Genomic DNA, 18,572 nt, shown 5'->3' with positions numbered 1-18,572 from the left:
GATGGCTACAGGCCGGCGCATCGCACTGGGCGATGTGCCGGCCTTGCAGCTTGCGCATCCGTCCGTGCGGCAGGCGGCGGCTCAGGCGGCCAGAATGTTATTCATGTCTTGTTCTACCGTGGTGATGGCGCGCATGCCGAACTTCTCATTCAGTATCGCCAGCAGATTTTCGCTCAGGAATCCCGGCGCCGTCGGGCCGGTATAGATATTCTTCACGCCGAGGGACAGCAGGGTCAGCAGGATGACGATCGCCTTCTGTTCAAACCATGACAGCACCAGACTGAGGGGCAGATCGTTAACGCCGCAGTCCAGCTTTTCCGCCAGTTTGACCGCCAGCATAATGGCGGAGTAGGCGTCGTTGCACTGACCGACGTCCAGCAAGCGCGGCAGGCCTTCCAGCGTGCCGAAGTCCAGTTTGTTGAAACGGTATTTGCCGCAGGCCAGCGTCATAATCAGACAGTCGTCCGGAACCCTGACGGCGAAGTCGGTAAAATAGCTGCGCGTCTGACGGCTGCCGTCGCAACCGCCCACTAAAAAGATATGGCGAAGTTTCTTTTGCGCGACCAGATCGATAAGCGTGTCCGCGGCGCTCAGCAAGGTTTCCCGTCCGAAACCGACGGTAATCGGATGTTCTATCTCGCTGTAAGGAAACCCGGCCAACTGTCGCGCCTGATCGATAACCGGGCTGAAATCATCTCCCGCCAGGTGGTTGACGCCCGGCCAGCCGACAATGCTGCGCGTCCAGATGCGATCGCCGTAGTTGCCGACATTGGGATCGATAATGCAATTGGACGTCATGACGATGGCGCCGGGGAAGCCGGCGAATTCCGTTTGCTGATTCTGCCAGCCGCTGCCGTAGTTGCCGACCAGATGTTTGAATTTCTTCAATTCAGGGTAACCGTGCGCCGGCAGCATTTCGCCGTGCGTATAGACATTAACGCCGCTGCCTGCGGTCTGTTCCAGCAGCATGCGTAAATCCTTCAGATCATGGCCGGAGATCAAAATCGCTTTGCCGGCGACGGGGCGGACGTTAACCGTCGTGGGTTGCGGATGCCCATACGCCTCGGTTTCACCGCGATCGAGGATCGCCATCACGTTAAAATTCATCGTGCCGATAGCCATCGCGTTGTTCAGCAGCGTGTCCACGTCGGCCGGCCAGGTGCCTAACCAGGCCATAAAAGTGTGGTATTGCGTATAGATAGCCTCATCATATTGGCCCAGAACATGAGCATGTTCCATGTAGGCGGCGGCGCCTTTCAGACCATACAGACACAGCATACGCAGGCCGTGAATGTCGTCGCCGACGCTGGTTTTATCATGGTCCAGCGCAAAGCCGGCCGCCTGCCGCAACAGCGCCGGCATATCGTCGCCGGCCAGTTGGATCGCCGCCATAGGATGCGTGACGGCCACGCCCGAATCCAGCAAACGACAGCGCGTAGCCAGCGACTGACGCAACGTAATGGCTTCCCGCGCGTAGCCGATAATCCGCTGCGAGTCGAAGTTGACGTTGGTTAACGTGGAGAAAAAGGCGCGCGGGGCGAAGCTGTCGATATCATGATCGACGATACCCAACTGGCGGGCTTGCAGCGCCCAGGCGGATAGCCCTTGTAATACGGCGACCAGAAGGTCTTGCAGGTCGGAGGTTTCCGCGCTTTTGCCGCACATTCCCCGCGCGTAAGCGCAGCCATTTCCGGACGGGGTACGAATGGTTTGTTCACATTGCACACAAAACATCATCACATCCTTTTTAAGGTGTATTAAAAATACATGTTTAAAAGCATAGAGGGTGACGACATATCGAAGAAGGCTTTTTTAATGCGACATGAGATAAATTTGATTTAGCGCAATTTCAATGCGTTGCAATGAAAATGAGTCTCAATTGCTCTTCGCCAAAAAGCGACCCGCGCGGCTATGCGGAAAAAAACGCCATCAGGATCGGCGCCGCCAGACTCAGCAGAAAACCATGCACAATGGCCGCCGGCACCATATCCAGCCCTGCGCTGCGCTGTAGCACCGGCAAGGTGAAATCCATGGAGGTTGCGCCGCACAAGCCCAACGCGCAGGCGCGGTGGCGCTGAATCAGCGCCGGGATCAGTATGATGGCCAGCAGTTCACGCAACAGATCGTTAAAAAAGGCCGCGCTGCCGATAACGGGGCCGAAAGCGTCCGTCAACAGAATGCCGGACAGCGAATACCAGCCGTAGCCGGAAGCCATCGCCAGCCCGGTTTTCCACGGTAAGTCGAGCGCCCAGGCGGCCAGCAAACCGCCGACCAGCGCGCTGAAGGCGACGACCAGCGCGACGATCATGCCGCGACGATTCAATACGATCTGACGTAACGACATACCGCTGTTGCGTAGCTGTACGCCGACCAGAAACAGCAGCAGGATCAGCGCATATTCGCTACCCTTATTGGCATAAGACAGTCCGGGCCATTGGGTTAGTCCCAGTAAAAAACCGCCGAATACCACGCCGCACAGCTTGAGCGACTCCAGAAGCATCCGCAGCCGGGATGGCAGGGCTTCCCGTTGCTGAGCGCCATGCCAGGCATGGCGTTTTTCCAGTAACCACAATGCCGCCAGATTGACCGTAATGATGCAGATGGCGCAGATGAGGGTGTAGCGAAAAATCAGCAACAGATTACTGGCGATATTATCCAGAAATGCCAGACTGACGCCCATTAAAAACAGAATGATATAAACCATCCCGCTCAGCGCCTGATTGATTGTCTGCAATGTTTTTGGGGTTCGAAGCGTCACCAGATAACCGAGGAGAAGCGGCAATAAAATGATTAATAAGCCCGAATACATCACAGATTTGGCGTCCTTAGCAAGAAAAGCCGCAGGTGGGAGAGGAGAATGACATAATCTATTAAAATCAAACAAATTATCATCTTGAGCCAAGTATCGCTTGGCGGCGGAACTTATGCAACAGGGTGTTTTATTATGACGTCCGTATCAGCGGGACGACAAAGGAGAGGCGGATGTATCTGGAGAGTGTCGAGATTCTGGGATTTCGGGGCATCAATCGCCTGTCATTGACGCTGGATGATAGCACGGTGCTGATCGGCGAGAATGCATGGGGTAAGTCAAGCCTGCTTGACGCTTTATCTTTGCTGCTATCGCCGACGCTGCCGCTCTATCATTTCGACTTACAGGATTTTCATTTTCCGCCGGGGGATGAAACCAGCCGGGAACATCATTTACAGGTGATTTTCACTTTTTGCGAAACCGGGCCGGGGCATCATCTTGCGCCGCGCTATCGCACGCTGGAAGGAGTATGGGTCGAAGGGAACGGGGGATTGCGGCGGATTTTTTATCGCCTGGAAGGGGAGGTCGATGAGAGTCAGTCGGTGTGTACCTGGCGAAGTTTTCTCGACGCCGACGGACACCCGCTGGCGCTGAATAATATTGATGAACTGGCGCGCGAGGTGATTCGTCTGCATCCGGTGCTGCGTCTGCGCGATGCCCGCTTTATGCGGCGTTTACGTGCTGGAACCCTGGACGCGACCGTGGAGAACAGCAATGAAAAACTGGCTCAACAGTTTGAGACCTTGATGCGGGAACTGGCGCGGAATCCGCAAAAGCTGACCGATAAAGATCTCCGTCAGGGATTGGCGGCCATGCGCCAATTGCTTGAACACTATTTTTCCGAGCAGAACGCCGTCTTGCGCGAGCGGCGTCATCACAAGGATGCCCGGATTCACAACGGTAAGTCCTGGCGCGCGCTGGATAATATCAATCGTCTGGTTGCCGGGCCGAACAGCCGTAGCCGGCGCATTATCCTGCTGGGATTATTTTCCACCCTTCTGCAAGCCAAAGGGGACGTGGCGCTGGATCCGCACGCGCGTCCGCTGCTGTTGATCGAAGACCCGGAAACGCGATTGCATCCCATCATGTTGTCGGTGGCGTGGGGACTGTTGATGCAACTGCCGTTGCAGAAACTCAGCACGACCAACTCCGGCGAACTGTTGTCGCTGGTTCCGATGGAGCGGGTTTGCCGTCTGGTGCGCGAATCATCGCGTGTGGCGACTTATCGTATCGGTCCACAGGGGATGAATGCGGAAGACAGTCGGCGTATTGCTTTCCACATCCGCTTTAATCGGCCTTCGTCGCTGTTTGCCCGCTGCTGGCTGCTGGTGGAAGGCGAAACGGAAGTTTGGATGCTGAATGAACTGGCGCGTCAATGCGGACACCATTTTGAGGCGGAAGGCGTGAAAGTGATCGAGTTTGCGCAGTCGGGACTGAGGCCGTTGCTGAAGTTCGCCCGTCGGATGGGCATAGAGTGGCATGTGCTGGTCGACGGTGATGACGCGGGGAAAAAATATGCCGCGACGGCGCAAAGTCTGCTGACCGCGCAGGGTGAGCGAGAACGGGATCACCTGACGGTTCTACCGGCGCTGGATATGGAACACTATATGTATCGCGCGGGGTTCGGGCATGTTTATCATCGCGTGGCGCAGCTTCCCGAAAAAGTGCCGTTATCAATGCATAAAATTATCGTTAAAGCGATTCACCGTTCATCAAAACCCGATTTAGCCATTGAAGTGGCGATGGAGGCCGCAACAATGGGGAGTGACGCGATCCCGCCGTTAATCCGCGGTATGTTTTCCCGCGTCTTGTGGCTGGCGCGCGGGCGCGCGGATTAAGCGCCGCCGCTTTCACAAGACGAGTGAAAAAATGAATGAGGCGGTTGGGCTTGATTTATTTTTCGCCGCCCCAAAATTGTTGTAAAGAGGGTAGTGTCGGGGCCGGAATAAAATGCCGGTCGGTGAGACCAGCATTTAGAGGTATTAACCTGTGTAGAGGGTAAGAGGTTTTGGGGTAAAGCGCAGACAGTCGGTGTCAGGCAACGGTTTCTTCGCTGACCAGTGGCACGATCAGACTTGCATGATTACCTTTCGGTCCTTGGTGAACATCAAACCTGACAACCTGTCCCGCCTTTAGCGTTCGGTATCCGTCCATTTGAATTGTTGAGTAGTGAGCGAAGATATCTTCACCGCCACCTTCAGGACAGATGAAACCAAAACCTTTGGCGTTATTGAACCATTTAACAGTACCTGTCTCCATGCATGACATCCTTCGCAAGAGTATTTTTATAAGTAAGGTGAGGTTATTTGGTTTACGTGAATACGAATTGATTAAAACCTCATCAATTCAACACTACACTTTAGTTAAATCGATCCCGTCGTCAAGCGATCCCCATTCAAGGCCTGGGTCAGTTTGTCAAAATATGATACAGCTAACGCTATTGATGGCTTTTGCCGGGCGTCATGCAGTCGATTCGAGGGATAAAAGACGGTGAGTCCTGTCAGCGAACAATGATTTCAGTCACTGGATGGTAAAACAAAAAGCAGACGTGGTACTGTAAATATAACTCGGTACGATGATATTCAGATGATGTTGGATAGACAATGGGAAACGACAAGACGTGGTCGCAATCAGAGAACCTGACGGCAGATCAATACAAAGAAAAACTGCAACCGCCATCGATGTATAAGGTGTTGTTGAACAACGATGATTACACGCCGATGGAATTTGTTATTGACGTTCTGCAAAAGTTCTTTTCTTATGATATTGAACGTGCAACGCAACTGATGTTGACAGTTCATTATCAAGGAAAGGCGATCTGCGGCGTGTTCAGCGCTGAAGTCGCTGAGACCAAAGTCGTACAAGTCAATCGTTACGCCAGAGAAAATGAGCACCCGTTGCTCTGCACGCTGGAAAAAGCCTGAAGTCAGGCAATTTATTGGGGGAGGTGCCTATGCTCAATCAAGAACTGGAACTCAGTCTCAACATGGCTTTCGCCAGAGCGCGTGAGCACCGACACGAGTTTATGACTGTGGAGCATTTGTTATTGGCTCTGCTCAGTAACCCGGCCGCCCGAGAAGCGTTGGAAGCCTGTACGGTGGATTTAGCCGCGTTGCGTCAGGAGCTTGAAACATTTATTGAACAAACCACGCCGACGCTGCCGCAGGGCGATGATGAGCGTGAAACTCAGCCGACGCTCAGCTTTCAGCGGGTGTTGCAGCGCGCGGTTTTTCATGTCCAGTCATCCGGTCGCAGCGAGGTTTCAGGCGCGAACGTGCTGGTCGCCATTTTCAGCGAGCAGGAGTCTCAGGCCGCCTACCTGCTGCGCAAACACGATGTCAGTCGTCTGGACGTGGTGAATTTTATTTCGCACGGAACGCGTAAAGAAGAGTCCGGGCAGGCGCCAAACCCGGAAAATCCAGTCAATGAAGAGCAGACCGGAGGGGAAGACCGTATGGAAAACTTCACCACCAATCTGAATCAGCTTGCACGCGTTGGCGGGATTGACCCGCTGATCGGCCGCGATAAAGAACTGGAGCGAACCATTCAGGTATTGTGCCGTCGCCGTAAGAATAACCCGCTGCTGGTCGGGGAGTCCGGCGTTGGTAAAACGGCGATTGCGGAAGGGCTTGCCTGGCGTATCGTGCAGGGCGACGTGCCGGACGTGATGGCGGATTGCACGCTGTATTCGCTGGATATCGGCTCTTTGCTGGCGGGTACAAAATATCGCGGCGACTTCGAAAAACGCTTCAAGGCGCTGTTAAAGCAGCTGGAACAGGATCAGAACAGCATCCTGTTTATTGATGAAATTCATACCATTATCGGCGCAGGCGCCGCTTCCGGCGGTCAGGTCGACGCCGCGAACCTGATTAAACCGCTGTTATCCAGCGGCAAGATCCGCGTGATCGGTTCCACCACGTATCAGGAGTTCAGCAATATCTTTGAAAAGGATCGGGCGCTGGCGCGTCGTTTCCAGAAAATCGATATCACCGAACCGAGCGTGGAAGAAACGGTGCAGATCCTCAACGGACTGAAACCGAAGTATGAAGCGCATCATGACGTACGCTACACGGCGAAAGCGGTGCGCGCCGCCGTCGAGTTAGCCGTGAAATACATCAACGATCGTCATTTGCCGGATAAAGCGATCGACGTCATTGATGAAGCGGGCGCCCGCAGCCGTTTGGTGCCGATCAGCAAGCGCAAGAAGACGGTTAACGTGGCGGATATCGAGTCCGTGGTGGCGCGTATCGCCCGTATTCCGGAAAAAACGGTTTCCGCCAGCGATCGCGATGTGCTGAAAAACCTGAGCGACCGGCTGAAAATGCTGGTGTTCGGTCAGGATAAAGCGATTGAGGCGCTGTCCGAATCCATCAAGATGAGTCGGGCCGGGTTAGGGCAAGACCGCAAACCCGTCGGGTCTTTCCTGTTTGCCGGGCCGACAGGCGTGGGTAAAACGGAGGTGACGCTGCAACTGGCGAAAGCGTTGGATATCGAGCTGTTGCGTTTCGATATGTCCGAGTACATGGAGCGCCATACCGTCAGTCGTCTGATCGGCGCGCCTCCGGGCTATGTCGGCTACGATCAGGGCGGTCTGCTGACCGACGCGGTGATCAAACATCCGCATTCGGTGCTGCTGCTGGATGAAATCGAGAAGGCGCACCCCGATGTGTTCAACCTGCTGTTGCAGGTGATGGATAACGGCACCTTGACGGACAATAACGGCCGTAAAGCCGACTTCCGCAACGTGATCGTGGTGATGACCACCAACGCCGGCGTACGGGAGACCCAGCGCAACTCTATCGGCATTATCCAGCAGGATAACAGCACCGATGCGATGGAAGAGATCAAGAAGGTGTTTACGCCGGAATTCCGTAACCGCCTTGACGGCATCATCTGGTTCAACCATCTGTCTACGGACGTTATTCAGCAGGTGGTGGATAAATTCATCGTTGAGTTGCAGGCGCAACTGGATGCGAAAGGCGTATCGCTGGAAGTCAGCGACGAGGCTCGCGACTGGCTGGCCGAGAAAGGATACGACAAAGCGATGGGCGCGCGGCCGATGGCGAGAGTCATACAGGAAAACCTGAAAAAACCGCTGGCGAATGAACTGCTGTTCGGTTTATTGGTTGACGGCGGCTCCGTCAAGGTTGAACTGGATAAAGAGACTCAGAAGCTCACTTACGGCTTCCAGAGCGCCCAGAAGCGTAAAGCGGAAGGCGCCGTTCATTAGGCTCGCGGCTCCTCCTCCCGGCCTCCCCTTGTCAGGGTGAGGTGCAACTCCCTCCTCTGACAAGGGGAGGGTTGGGTTGGGGTCAACCGGCAAGGCTCGATCAAGGGTGATGCGTAAGCATCGCTCTTTTTTACGCATAAAACGGTTGACGCCGACAGGCGAGTTACCGCCCGAAACGCAAAAGCCCTTGCCGGTAACGGAAAGGGCAGCAGAGGTGGAACATCCTCGGATATCGCTGTTGTCAGCGACGGGCGAGCCGGTTAACGGCTGCGGAAGACAATGCGGCCTTTGCTCAGGTCGTACGGGGTCAGCTCTACAGTGACTTTGTCACCCGTCAGGATGCGGATATAGTTTTTACGCATTTTACCGGAGATATGAGCGGTAACCACGTGCCCGTTTTCCAATTCAACGCGGAACATGGTATTGGGCAGCGTATCAAGCACGGTGCCTTGCATTTCAATGTTGTCTTCTTTGGCCATCGAATCCTCTAGGTGTAACTACCTTTGTTTTTAACCGGCAAGATAATGCCGAAAAACCCACATTATGTAAAGGCGCGTTCATCAACTGATGATTATTTATAAACGGCCGCTGTCTATTATCACTGTGGCTGAGCCAGCGTTTGCGGCTGCCAACAGCTATCAGCCACCGGGTTATCCCGTAGCTGAAAAAGAAATTGCAAAAAGCGATCACGGGGAATTTCGCACACGCCCAATGAAGCGGTATGCGCGTTCAGTACCTGACAGTCGATCAGATACCCGCCATGACGAATAAAATGCTGCTGAAATGTCAGCAGCGCATATTTAGATGCGTTGTCGGTGCGGCTGAACATTGACTCGCCGCAGAACAGGCCGCCTTGCGAAATACCGTATAGCCCACCGACAAGCGTGCCATTCTGCCACACTTCGACGGAATGTGCTTGTCCTGACTGATGAAGTTCACCATAAGACAGAATAATTTCCGGGGTAATCCAGGTTCCGCCCTCACGTTCATCGGCACAAGCGCGAATCACGTCATGAAAGGCATGATTGATGGTGACCTCAAAATCGTGTTTGCGCAGAAACTTCTTCATGCTGCGGCTGATATGAAATTCTCCGGGAAACAATACCGCGCGCGGATTGGGCGACCACCATAAAATCGGTTCGCCGGGCGAATACCAGGGAAATATGCCCTGGCGATAGGCGGCTTTCAGCCGGGCGGGGGAAAGATCGCCGCCGATCGCCAGCAGCCCGTTTGGTTCGTCCAGCGCATATGCCGGGTCAGGAAAGCGGAGCGAATCGGCGGCAAGCTGATACAGTTTCATAATATCCGGATGATTGGTAAACGTCGGCCCGTGCAACAGGCCGCCGATGATTAAATGCGCTGGTGAAATTGCCAATAGCGCCCCTGCAATGCCATCAATGCCTGATGATTTCCTTGTTCAACGATCTGCCCGCCGTCCATAACGCAAATTCGATCCATTGATTCTAACTCATATAGCCGGTGTGTAATCACAATCAGCGTTTTTCCTTCGCAGTGCTGCCGCAATAGCCGCAAAATACGCCGTTCGGTTTCGGCGTCCAGGCCTTCGGTCGGCTCATCCAGCAGCACCAGCGGCGCAGGGTGCAGTAACGCGCGCGCCAGACCGATACGACGCTGTTCGCCGCCGGAGAGCTGACGTCCGCCTTCGCCCAGCCAGGCATTCAGCCCTTCATTTTCCAGTAGTTTATCCAACCCCACCTGTTGTAACACTGTCGCCAGTCGCTCGTCGTGCGCATCGGGCGCGGCCAGCAGCAGATTGTCGCGCAGCGTGGCGCTGAAAATGTGGACGCGCTGCGGCACGACGCTCATCATGCCGCGCAGTTCATCTTCGCGCCATGCGCTAAGCGGATGGCCATTCAGCGTGATGTCGCCTTGCCGGCAATTCCACGCGCGGGTAATTAATTGCAGCAGGGTGGATTTACCGCAGCCGGTCCGGCCAAGCAGCGCCAGGTGTTCACCCGCGCGAATATTCAGCGAAATATCATTCAGCACCGGCAATGGCTGCTCCGGATAGGTGAAACTGAGGTTATTTACAGCAATCGCGGCCGTCGTTGATCGCGCCGGACCTTGTTCGGGGAAAGTGACTTCCGGCGGTTGCCGGATAATCTGGTCGATGCGGGCGGCGGAAGCGATAACCTGTCCCATATGTTGGAATGCGCCCGCTACCGGCCCCAGCGCTTCGAAAACCGCCAGCGTCGCGAAGACAAACAGGGCGATCAACGCGCCGGGCTGCGCGTCTCCGCCAATGCCCGCGGCCGCCAGCCAGAGCATTAACGTCACCGTCATTCCGCTGCACAGCAGCATCAGCGCCTGAGCAAGTCCCGTCAGGTTGGCCTGCTGCTGCTGTCGCTTCTGCCAACGCGTTTCTAACAGCGTCAGTTGGCGGCGTGACGCGGCGAGGGCGCCGAAAACGGTCAATTCCGCCTGGCCCTGTAGCCAGGTCGTCAACTGAAGCCGATACTGAGCCCGTAACGCCGTGAGGTCTTGCCCGATGGACTGGCCTGCCCGGTAGAATATCACCGGTAGCAGCAGTAACAGCACCAGCATGATGGCGCACAGCGTCAGCGCCAGCGAAGCGTCCAGCCAGCTCAGGCCGTAAGTGACGATCAAAATGACCAACAACGCGCTGACAATCGGTGAAATAACGCGCAGGTATAAATGATCGAGCGTATCGACATCCGCGACCAGTCTGTTCAGCAGTTCCGCCTGGCGAAATCGTGCGATGCCGCCGGGCGACAAAGGTAAAATGCGCGCAAAGGTAAAGACGCGCAGATGCTGCAATACGCGGAATGTCGCATCGTGGCTGACCAGCCTTTCCGCGTAACGGCTGGCCGTACGGGCTATCGCCGCGCCTCTCACGCCCGCGGCGGGCAGCATATAGTTAAAAGTATATAGCCCGGCGATGCCGGCCAATGCCGCCCCGGCCAGGAACCAGCCGGACAGCGTAAGCAGCCCGATACTGGCCAGCAGCGTCACAATAGCCAGAATAACGCCCAGACTTAAGCGCCAGATATGGCGGCGATAAAGCAGCAGAAAAGGTTTTAAAACCTGCATGGCCGTTTTTTGAGGAGACATATCACAACACTCCCTGACGTTGGGTGATGAGCTCGGCAAAGGCGCCTGGCCGTGTGCTGAGCGTCTGATAATTCCCCTGTTGTATTAACTGTCCGTCGTTCATCACCCAAATCTCATCGTAATCGATAACGTCATTCAGTTGATGGGTGACTAACAACGTCGTCTGATGACGCGCGGCGGCGTTTAACGCCGCCATTATCCGCTGTTCGCTGTCGGCATCCAGACTGGCGGTCGGTTCATCGAGCAGTAACAGATTGCCTGGCTTGATGAGCGCGCGGGCTACCGCGATACGCTGCGCCTGGCCGACGGAAAGACGCGCCGCGCCATCGCCGACCAGCGTATCCAGACCCTGCGGCAGTTGCGGTAGAAACTCATGCACATAGGCGCGCTCAACGGCTTGTTGCAACTCATCCTCGGTGGCCTGCGGTTTGCCGAGCAAAATATTGTCGCGCAGACTTTGCTCCGGCAGATGCGGATTTTGTCCTACCCAGCTCAGCTGTCGTCGCCATGATGTCGATGACAGCGTATTCAATTCGATGCCGTTAACGCGAAGCGAACCGCGATAGGGCAGAAAGCCGAGCAGCACATTCAGCAAGGAACTTTTTCCTGCGCCGCTGATCCCCACCAGCGCAATTCGCTGGCCGGCGCCCAGCGTGAAGGTCAGCGGCTGTGTGAGCGGGGCGCCATCGGGCGCCAGAACGACCAGTTCGCTGGCCTGGATTTCTATCGCGCTATCATTACTGAATTCATGTTCGCCGAAACCGACCGTTTCGCCTTCCGCCGCCAGAAAGGTTACCAGTGACTCCGCCGCGCCGACGGCCTGGGCCTTCGCGTGGTAAAACGTGCCTAAGTCGCGCAGCGGTTGGAAAAACTCCGGGGCCAGAATTAAAACCAGAAATCCGGCGAACAACGTGACGCCTGCGCCGTAATGACCGAAATTCAGCTCTCCCAGATAGGAGAAACCAAAGTAAACGGCGACCACGGCAATAGATATGGAGGCGAAAAACTCCAGCACGCCGGAAGAGAGAAAAGCCATGCGCAGAACTTCCATGGTGCGGCTGCGGAAGTCTTCGGACGCGTTGCTGATTTGCGCCGTCTCAGCACGTCCCCGGTTAAACAGCCTCAGGGTTTCCAGACCGCGCAACCTGTCCAGGAAATGGCCGCTTAAGCGCGCCAGCGCCAGAAAGTTACGGCGGTTGGCATCCGCGGCGCCCATCCCCACCAGCGCCATAAAGAGAGGGATCAGCGGTGAGGTCAGCAACAGAATCAGGCCCGCCGCCCAGTTAATCGGGAAGATCGTAATCAGGATGAGCAGGGGAATCAGGGCGGCAAGATACATTTGCGGCAGATAGCGGGAATAGTAATCCTGCATATCTTCGATCTGTTCCAGAATCATGCTGGCCCAGCTTCCGGCCGGCTTGCCCTGAACCCAGGCCGGCCCTAATTGTTGTAGCCGATCCAGCACCAATTTACGGATTTGTCGCCGGACGGCCTGACCGCACATAAAGCCGACCTGTTCTCGTAGCAGGCTGTTCAGCGCTCGCAAGACAAAGGTCGCGGCCAGCAAAAGGAAAGAGGAAAGCAGGGAGTCACGCGGCGCGTGCTCGATAATCAAGGCATGCAGCAGAGACGCCAGCAGCCATGCCTGCGCGACAATAAGTATCCCACTCAAAAACCCCAGTAACAGTGAGAGGCGTAACCAACGTTGCGCCAGTTTGCTTTGTTGCTTCAACCAATGAGTGAGTTCTTGCTGTCTGTTTTTTTTCATCAGATGCCGGTTCGTTTTGAGTGCGGGATTGTTGATTGAAAATAACGCTTATATAACCGTTGCTTAACAACCACGGACTTCAATGCTCAGAATGGCGCCATGTTACCTCGACAAAAGCGCTCTGCAAACGAAAAGGCGGGAGATGATCAATTTTTGTGTCGCGTGCGGGGGAAATAGCCATCCGGAGAAAGGGCGCGCCCGGATGGCGAAGGCATGTTATTTGGCGGAGGCTAATCCATCCAGGTAACGTTCTGCGTCAAGCGCGGCCATACAGCCGGTGCCGGCGGATGTAATCGCCTGACGATAAATATGATCCATGACATCGCCGGCGGCAAAGACGCCGGGAATGCTGGTCTGGGTTGCGTTGCCGTGAATACCGGATTGCACCTTGATATAACCATTTTCCAGTTCGAGCTGATCGCCGAATACGCCGGTATTGGGGCTATGGCCGATAGCGATGAATACGCCGGCCAGTTCCAGCTCTTCAGTGGCGTCCGTGCGCGTGTCGCGCAGGCGCACGCCGGTTACGCCCATATCGTCGCCAAGAACTTCATCAAGCGTACGGTCGGTATGCAGGATGATATTGCCGTTTTGCACTTTATCCATGAGGCGATCTATCAGGATTTTTTCTGACCGGAAGCTGTCCCGGCGATGGATCAAATGAACCTCGGCCGCAATATTAGACAAGTACAGCGCTTCTTCAACCGCGGTATTGCCGCCGCCGACCACGGCCACTTTCTGATTGCGATAAAAGAATCCGTCGCAGGTGGCGCAGGCGGACACGCCTTTACCTTTGAACGCTTCCTCGGAAGGCAATCCCAAATAACGCGCGGATGCGCCGGTTGCGATGATCAAGGCGTCGCAGGTGTATTCATCGCTATCGCCAAACAGGCGGAACGGGCGCGTTTGCAAATCTACACGCTGGATGTAGTCGAAGATGATTTCGGTATTGAATTTCTCCGCATGGGCATGCATGCGCTCCATAAGCAGAGGACCAGTTAAATCTTCTGCGTCGCCCGGCCAGTTTTCTACTTCGGTGGTCGTCGTCAACTGACCGCCTTTCTCCAGCCCGGTAATGAGCACCGGCTTTAAATTAGCGCGGGCAGCATAAACTGCGGCGGTGTAGCCTGCCGGGCCTGACCCCAGAATCAATAACTTGTGGTGTTTAACGGTACCCATGAGTTCCTCATTTCACGATGACGGACAATAGCGGTGATTGTAAGGAAATTACCCGAGTAAAAAAAGCGTGTGGCGAAGTTGTTAGCTATTTGTTTAATCGCTGACGACGATGATGGCAATAAATGGCTGATAGATCAGCCATATTCATAAGTAAAATGACTGACAGCGCCCCGGAGCGCAGCTCTGCCTTATTTAATTTGGTACTTTCTTCTGATTTTAGTTGTTTTACTTTGACAATCCGCTGCGCTTTTGCGAAAACATCTGGGTAAGAGGAAATTTTTTGTATGTGAATAGTTGAAAGCTCGGCTTTTTATTCGTTGCCTGTCTGGCTGGTCGTTGCGCCACGGATAAATCGCTTTTGCCTGGTTTGATATTTTCCTATAGCGCATGGCGATAACGGATAGTAACGCAACGGGCTATGACGTTTGATATACAAAATAGACAGCGGGTCTTCTTTAGGGTGGCTCTGATACATTGAAGTCGGTCGGAGTGTAGCAGGAGCAGGGAAGAATGAAGAGAGACAATAATAATGGTAGAGACTAAAAAGCGGCCAGGAAAAGATCTCGATCGTATTGATCGCAACATCCTGAACGAATTACAAAAAGACGGGCGTATTTCCAATGTTGAACTTTCCAAACGGGTTGGCTTATCACCGACGCCTTGTCTGGAACGTGTGCGTCGCCTGGAGCGACAGGGCTTTATTAACGGCTACACCGCGCTGCTGAATCCGCACTATCTGGACGCCTCGCTGCTGGTTTTCGTTGAAATAACGCTAAACCGCGGCGCGCCCGATGTGTTTGAACAATTCAATTCAGCGGTGCAAAAACTTGAAGAAATTCAGGAGTGTCATCTGGTTTCCGGTGATTTCGACTATCTGCTGAAAACCCGCGTGCCGGATATGTCGGCGTACCGTAAGTTGCTGGGTGAAACACTGCTTCGACTGCCGGGCGTCAACGACACCCGCACCTATGTGGTGATGGAAGAAGTTAAGCAAAGCAACCGTCTGGTCATTAAGACCCGATAATTGCATGGGTGCAAAACCCGATAAATTCAGCTACACTCCTGTGAATTTATACAGTTTCAGCGCCGGGTCTTCCTCGGCGCTTTGTCATAACCTTTTACAGGCCCCTGGAGAGACTCTTGAGCCAGGAATATACAGAAGATAAAGTCATTACCCTGAGGAAACTCAGCGGTACCCGCCGTTTACTTGAAGCGATTTTGATCGTCGTGGCGCTGTTTGCCGTGTATATCGGCGTCGCGTTGCTCAGTTTTAGCCCGTCCGATCCCAGTTGGTCCCAGACCGCGTGGCATGAGCCTATCCATAACCTTGGCGGTGTGGCGGGCGCCTGGCTGGCGGATACCCTGTTCTTTGTTTTTGGCGTGCTGGCTTATGCCATTCCGCCGATTATGCTGTGCCTGTGCTGGTCGGCTTTTCGCCAGCGCGATAACCAAAACTCGGTTGACTATTTCACCTTTTCTTTACGCCTCATTGGTACGCTGGCGTTAATTCTGACGTCCTGCGGCTTAGCCGCGTTGAATATCGACGATCTCTACTATTTCGCCTCCGGCGGCGTGCTGGGCAGCCTGCTTGGCAGCGCGATGACGCCCCGTTTTAATAACGTGGGGGCGACGCTGATTCTATTGTGCGTCTGGGGCGCGGGGCTGACGTTGTTTACCGGTTGGTCATGGTTGACGATTGCGGAAAAAATAGGGGCGGCGGTATTGGGCTGCCTGACGTTTATGTCCAACCGTTCACGTCATGATAGCGAGCCTGACGACCAGGTTCTGAACGAGGCCGAGCTTCCGGCGCATCAGTCTGCGCCGGTCGCATCCATAGATAACGAAGATGATGTGTTGTTTTCCGCGCCGTCGGTGAACGATGCCGATCCCGAGGTGCGGGAAAACGCCGCTTCTGCGCCGGAACCGGCGACGGAATCAAGGCCGGCGGAGGGCGAAGCCCGGCATGAACCGACCGAGTCCGTACAGCCCGTCGCGCAACCGATTGATGCCGCATCAACGCTTAATCCGCCGTTGTATTCATTCGAGGTGCCTGAGTCAGCGCCGGCAACGCCTGACGGCGGCGCAGAGGCTTATCATCCCCACGGCAGCGCGGATACGCCGCCGATCGCGCAACCGCAGGTTGAACATCCTATCGATCGCTCGCCCGGCGCGGCGTCGGCTGAAGCCTCAGAAAACGCGAAGATGTCATTTACGGCCAATAATACGTTTATGCCGGCCTTCAGCGCTGATGAAGCGGGGAATCCACAGGTCAAACAGGGCGTCGGCCCTGAGTTGCCGAGACCCAATCCGGTGCGTATTCCAACCCGCCGGGAACTGGCTTCCTACGGCATCAAGCTGCCGTCGCAACGTCTGGCCGAGCAGCAGGCCAGAGCGTCGCAGATGAACAGCGATACCGCCGGCGACCCGGCGCATGATGAGGCGACGCCGGACGATATCGCCCAGCAGGAAGCGGCGCTACAGCAACAATATATTGAGCAACAGCGTCAGCGTTACGGCGAAGAGTATCCTTTGCAGGAAGAAGACGAACAGGCGCTATTGCAGGCTCGACTGGCGGAAGATTTTGCCGCCCAACAGCAGACGCGTTATGACGCGAAGGAAGATCACGCCCAGAAGCATGAGCCGACGTTGGATCGTTCCGCCTTGTCTAATTTACCGGGCAGCCAGGTACTGGGTTTTTCGCCCCTGGCCGATTTGGTCGATGACGGCCCCAGCGAGCCCTTGTTCACGCTGCCTGAGCCTTCAGTACCTGTGCAAACGCCTCACAATGCGCCGACGGCGTCGCGTGTCGATGAAAGCGCTGGCTTCCATCAGCCGGCGCAGGCGATGTCCGCGGCCGAAGATGCGGACTCTGAGGACGAACAGGCGCCGGCGGCGCGCCAATCGATAATGGATAGCCTTATCCATCCGTTCCTGATGCGTAACGATCAGCCTTTGCAAAAACCGACGACGCCGTTGCCGACGCTGGACTTACTGACGCCGCCGCCGGCGAGCGAGGCGCCGGTGGATAATTTCGCGCTTGAGCAAACCGCGCGCCTGATTGAGGCTCGCCTGAGCGATTACCGGGTAAAAGCCGAGGTCGTCGATCATTATCCCGGACCGGTCATTACCCGCTTTGAGCTGGATTTGGCCCCTGGGGTGAAAGCGGCGCGAATTTCCAATCTGTCGCGCGATTTGGCGCGTTCGCTGTCGGTGGTGGCGGTGCGTATTGTCGAGGTAATTCCGGGCAAACCTTATGTGGGGCTGGAGTTGCCGAACAAGCATCGCCAAACGGTTTACCTGCGGGAAGTGCTGGATTGCGCCAAATTCCGCGATAATTCTTCGCCGCTGGCCATCGTGCTGGGTAAAGATATCGCCGGGCAGCCGGTGGTGGCCGATCTGGCGAAAATGCCGCATCTGCTGGTGGCCGGTACCACCGGTTCCGGTAAGTCGGTCGGCGTTAACGCCATGATCATCAGCATGTTGTACAAGGCGACGCCGGAAGAAGTTCGCTTTATCATGATCGACCCGAAAATGCTGGAGCTTTCCGTTTATGAAGGTATTCCGCATCTGTTGACGGAAGTCGTCACCGATATGAAAGATGCCGCGAATGCGTTGCGTTGGTGCGTCGGTGAAATGGAACGCCGCTATAAACTGATGTCGGCGTTAGGGGTGCGTAACCTTGCCGGGTACAATGAGCGGGTAATGGAAGCGAATGCGATGGGGCGTCCGATCCCCGACCCGTTCTGGAAGCCGGGCGACAGTATGGACATGACGCCGCCGGTTTTGGAGAAACTGCCTTATATCGTGGTGATGGTCGATGAATTCGCCGATCTGATGATGGCGGTAGGCAAGAAGGTTGAAGAGCTTATCGCCCGTCTGGCGCAGAAAGCTCGTGCCGCCGGTATTCATCTGGTGTTGGCGACCCAGCGGCCTTCGGTGGATGTGATTACCGGTTTGATTAAAGCCAATATCCCGACCCGTATCGCGTTTACCGTATCCAGTAAGATTGATTCTCGCACCATCCTCGATCAGGGCGGGGCCGAATCTTTGCTGGGAATGGGGGATATGCTATACATGGCGCCCAACTCGTCGATACCGGTGCGCGTACACGGCGCTTTTGTCCGCGATCAGGAAGTTCACGCCGTCGTGCAGGATTGGAAAGCCCGCGGACGACCCCAATATATTGACAATATCGTCAGCGGCGGTGATGACGGAGAAGGCGGCGGACTCAGCCTGGATGGCGATGAAGAGCTGGATCCACTGTTCGATCAGGCGGTGGCGTTTGTGGTGGATAAGCGCAGAGCGTCTATTTCCGGCGTGCAGCGCCAGTTCCGCATCGGTTATAACCGCGCCGCGCGTATAGTCGAACAGATGGAGGCGCAAGGCATCGTCAGTTCGCCCGGACATAACGGCAACCGCGAAGTGTTGGCGCCGCCGCCAGTTGAATAAAGATAATAAGGGCTGCGTTTGCAGCCCTTATGCAAAGAAGCGTA

13 protein-coding genes are annotated in these 18,572 nt (G+C 55.3%); 5 read left to right on the top strand and 8 right to left on the bottom strand.

Annotated elements, in window-relative coordinates; all coding sequences use genetic code 11:
• Positions 1-81 precede the first annotated feature (81 nt).
• Both hcp and ABRZ26_RS03210 read right to left on the bottom strand, forming a co-directional pair.
• The gene (hcp, locus tag ABRZ26_RS03215; protein WP_319602946.1) at positions 82-1,734 is read right to left on the bottom strand and encodes a hydroxylamine reductase; all 1,653 of its coding nucleotides are present in this window, start codon (positions 1,732-1,734) and stop codon (positions 82-84) included.
• Between the two features lie 175 nt (positions 1,735-1,909).
• Positions 1,910-2,809: a LysO family transporter gene (locus ABRZ26_RS03210; protein WP_319602945.1), complete on the bottom strand. Its 900-nt coding sequence runs from the start codon at positions 2,807-2,809 to the stop codon at positions 1,910-1,912.
• Between the two features lie 173 nt (positions 2,810-2,982).
• Here ABRZ26_RS03210 and ABRZ26_RS03205 point away from each other — a divergent pair, with 173 nt between their 5' ends.
• Positions 2,983-4,647, top strand: coding sequence for an ATP-dependent endonuclease (locus tag ABRZ26_RS03205; RefSeq protein ID WP_319602781.1), 1,665 nt, complete (start codon positions 2,983-2,985; stop codon positions 4,645-4,647).
• Positions 4,648-4,843: 196 nt separating this feature from the next.
• Here the strand turns inward: ABRZ26_RS03205 and cspD are convergent, their stop codons facing one another.
• Positions 4,844-5,068, bottom strand: a complete 225-nt coding sequence (gene cspD, locus ABRZ26_RS03200; protein ID WP_319602780.1) for a cold shock-like protein CspD — start codon at positions 5,066-5,068, stop codon at positions 4,844-4,846.
• Positions 5,069-5,412: 344 nt separating this feature from the next.
• Here cspD and clpS point away from each other — a divergent pair, with 344 nt between their 5' ends.
• The gene (gene clpS / locus ABRZ26_RS03195) at positions 5,413-5,733 is read left to right on the top strand and encodes an ATP-dependent Clp protease adapter ClpS (RefSeq protein WP_319602779.1); all 321 of its coding nucleotides are present in this window, start codon (positions 5,413-5,415) and stop codon (positions 5,731-5,733) included.
• 29 nt (positions 5,734-5,762) lie between these two features.
• Positions 5,763-8,039, top strand: a complete 2,277-nt coding sequence (gene clpA / locus ABRZ26_RS03190; protein WP_319602778.1) for an ATP-dependent Clp protease ATP-binding subunit ClpA — start codon at positions 5,763-5,765, stop codon at positions 8,037-8,039.
• 260 nt (positions 8,040-8,299) lie between these two features.
• Here clpA and infA read toward each other — a convergent pair whose 3' ends face one another.
• The 5 genes from infA to trxB form a co-directional block, all read right to left on the bottom strand.
• Positions 8,300-8,518 (bottom strand): translation initiation factor IF-1, encoded by a 219-nt coding sequence (gene infA, locus ABRZ26_RS03185; RefSeq protein WP_002211347.1) that lies wholly within the window; start codon positions 8,516-8,518, stop codon positions 8,300-8,302.
• Positions 8,519-8,637: 119 nt separating this feature from the next.
• The gene (aat, locus tag ABRZ26_RS03180) at positions 8,638-9,339 is read right to left on the bottom strand and encodes a leucyl/phenylalanyl-tRNA--protein transferase (protein WP_319602944.1); all 702 of its coding nucleotides are present in this window, start codon (positions 9,337-9,339) and stop codon (positions 8,638-8,640) included.
• 50 nt (positions 9,340-9,389) lie between these two features.
• Positions 9,390-11,111, bottom strand: coding sequence for a heme ABC transporter ATP-binding protein/permease CydC (gene cydC, locus ABRZ26_RS03175; RefSeq protein WP_319602943.1), 1,722 nt, complete (start codon positions 11,109-11,111; stop codon positions 9,390-9,392).
• A 22-nt stretch (positions 11,112-11,133) separates the two neighbouring features.
• A complete protein-coding gene (gene cydD / locus ABRZ26_RS03170; protein ID WP_319602777.1) occupies positions 11,134-12,900 on the bottom strand; it encodes a heme ABC transporter permease/ATP-binding protein CydD in 1,767 nt (588 codons plus the stop codon).
• A gap of 216 nt (positions 12,901-13,116) precedes the next feature.
• The gene (trxB, locus tag ABRZ26_RS03165; RefSeq protein ID WP_319602776.1) at positions 13,117-14,079 is read right to left on the bottom strand and encodes a thioredoxin-disulfide reductase; all 963 of its coding nucleotides are present in this window, start codon (positions 14,077-14,079) and stop codon (positions 13,117-13,119) included.
• A gap of 529 nt (positions 14,080-14,608) precedes the next feature.
• Here trxB and lrp point away from each other — a divergent pair.
• Both lrp and ABRZ26_RS03155 read left to right on the top strand, forming a co-directional pair.
• Positions 14,609-15,103 carry a leucine-responsive transcriptional regulator Lrp gene (gene lrp / locus ABRZ26_RS03160; RefSeq protein ID WP_172288140.1) on the top strand — a complete coding sequence of 165 codons (495 nt, stop codon included), beginning with the start codon at positions 14,609-14,611 and terminating at the stop codon, positions 15,101-15,103.
• A 116-nt stretch (positions 15,104-15,219) separates the two neighbouring features.
• Positions 15,220-18,528: a DNA translocase FtsK 4TM domain-containing protein gene (locus tag ABRZ26_RS03155; protein WP_319602775.1), complete on the top strand. Its 3,309-nt coding sequence runs from the start codon at positions 15,220-15,222 to the stop codon at positions 18,526-18,528.
• Positions 18,529-18,572 lie beyond the last annotated feature (44 nt).

The organism is Brenneria sp. L4-2C (assembly GCF_040240335.1).
Classification (GTDB): Bacteria; Pseudomonadota; Gammaproteobacteria; order Enterobacterales; family Enterobacteriaceae; genus Brenneria.
Note: the sequence above shows the minus strand (reverse complement) of the source record. Positions and strands in the feature narration are given on the sequence as shown.

Coding starts and splice junctions, on each gene's coding strand:
- ABRZ26_RS03210 (WP_319602945.1), bottom strand. CDS start 2,809: ATGTATTCGGGCTTATTAATCATTTTATTGCCGCTTCTCCTCGGTTAT.
- ABRZ26_RS03205 (WP_319602781.1), top strand. CDS start 2,983: ATGTATCTGGAGAGTGTCGAGATTCTGGGATTTCGGGGCATCAATCGC.
- hcp (WP_319602946.1), bottom strand. CDS start 1,734: ATGTTTTGTGTGCAATGTGAACAAACCATTCGTACCCCGTCCGGAAAT.
- trxB (WP_319602776.1), bottom strand. CDS start 14,079: ATGGGTACCGTTAAACACCACAAGTTATTGATTCTGGGGTCAGGCCCG.
- cydD (WP_319602777.1), bottom strand. CDS start 12,900: ATGAAAAAAAACAGACAGCAAGAACTCACTCATTGGTTGAAGCAACAA.
- lrp (WP_172288140.1), top strand. CDS start 14,609: ATGGTAGAGACTAAAAAGCGGCCAGGAAAAGATCTCGATCGTATTGAT.
- cspD (WP_319602780.1), bottom strand. CDS start 5,068: ATGGAGACAGGTACTGTTAAATGGTTCAATAACGCCAAAGGTTTTGGT.
- infA (WP_002211347.1), bottom strand. CDS start 8,518: ATGGCCAAAGAAGACAACATTGAAATGCAAGGCACCGTGCTTGATACG.
- clpS (WP_319602779.1), top strand. CDS start 5,413: ATGGGAAACGACAAGACGTGGTCGCAATCAGAGAACCTGACGGCAGAT.
- aat (WP_319602944.1), bottom strand. CDS start 9,339: ATGAAACTGTATCAGCTTGCCGCCGATTCGCTCCGCTTTCCTGACCCG.
- clpA (WP_319602778.1), top strand. CDS start 5,763: ATGCTCAATCAAGAACTGGAACTCAGTCTCAACATGGCTTTCGCCAGA.
- cydC (WP_319602943.1), bottom strand. CDS start 11,111: ATGCAGGTTTTAAAACCTTTTCTGCTGCTTTATCGCCGCCATATCTGG.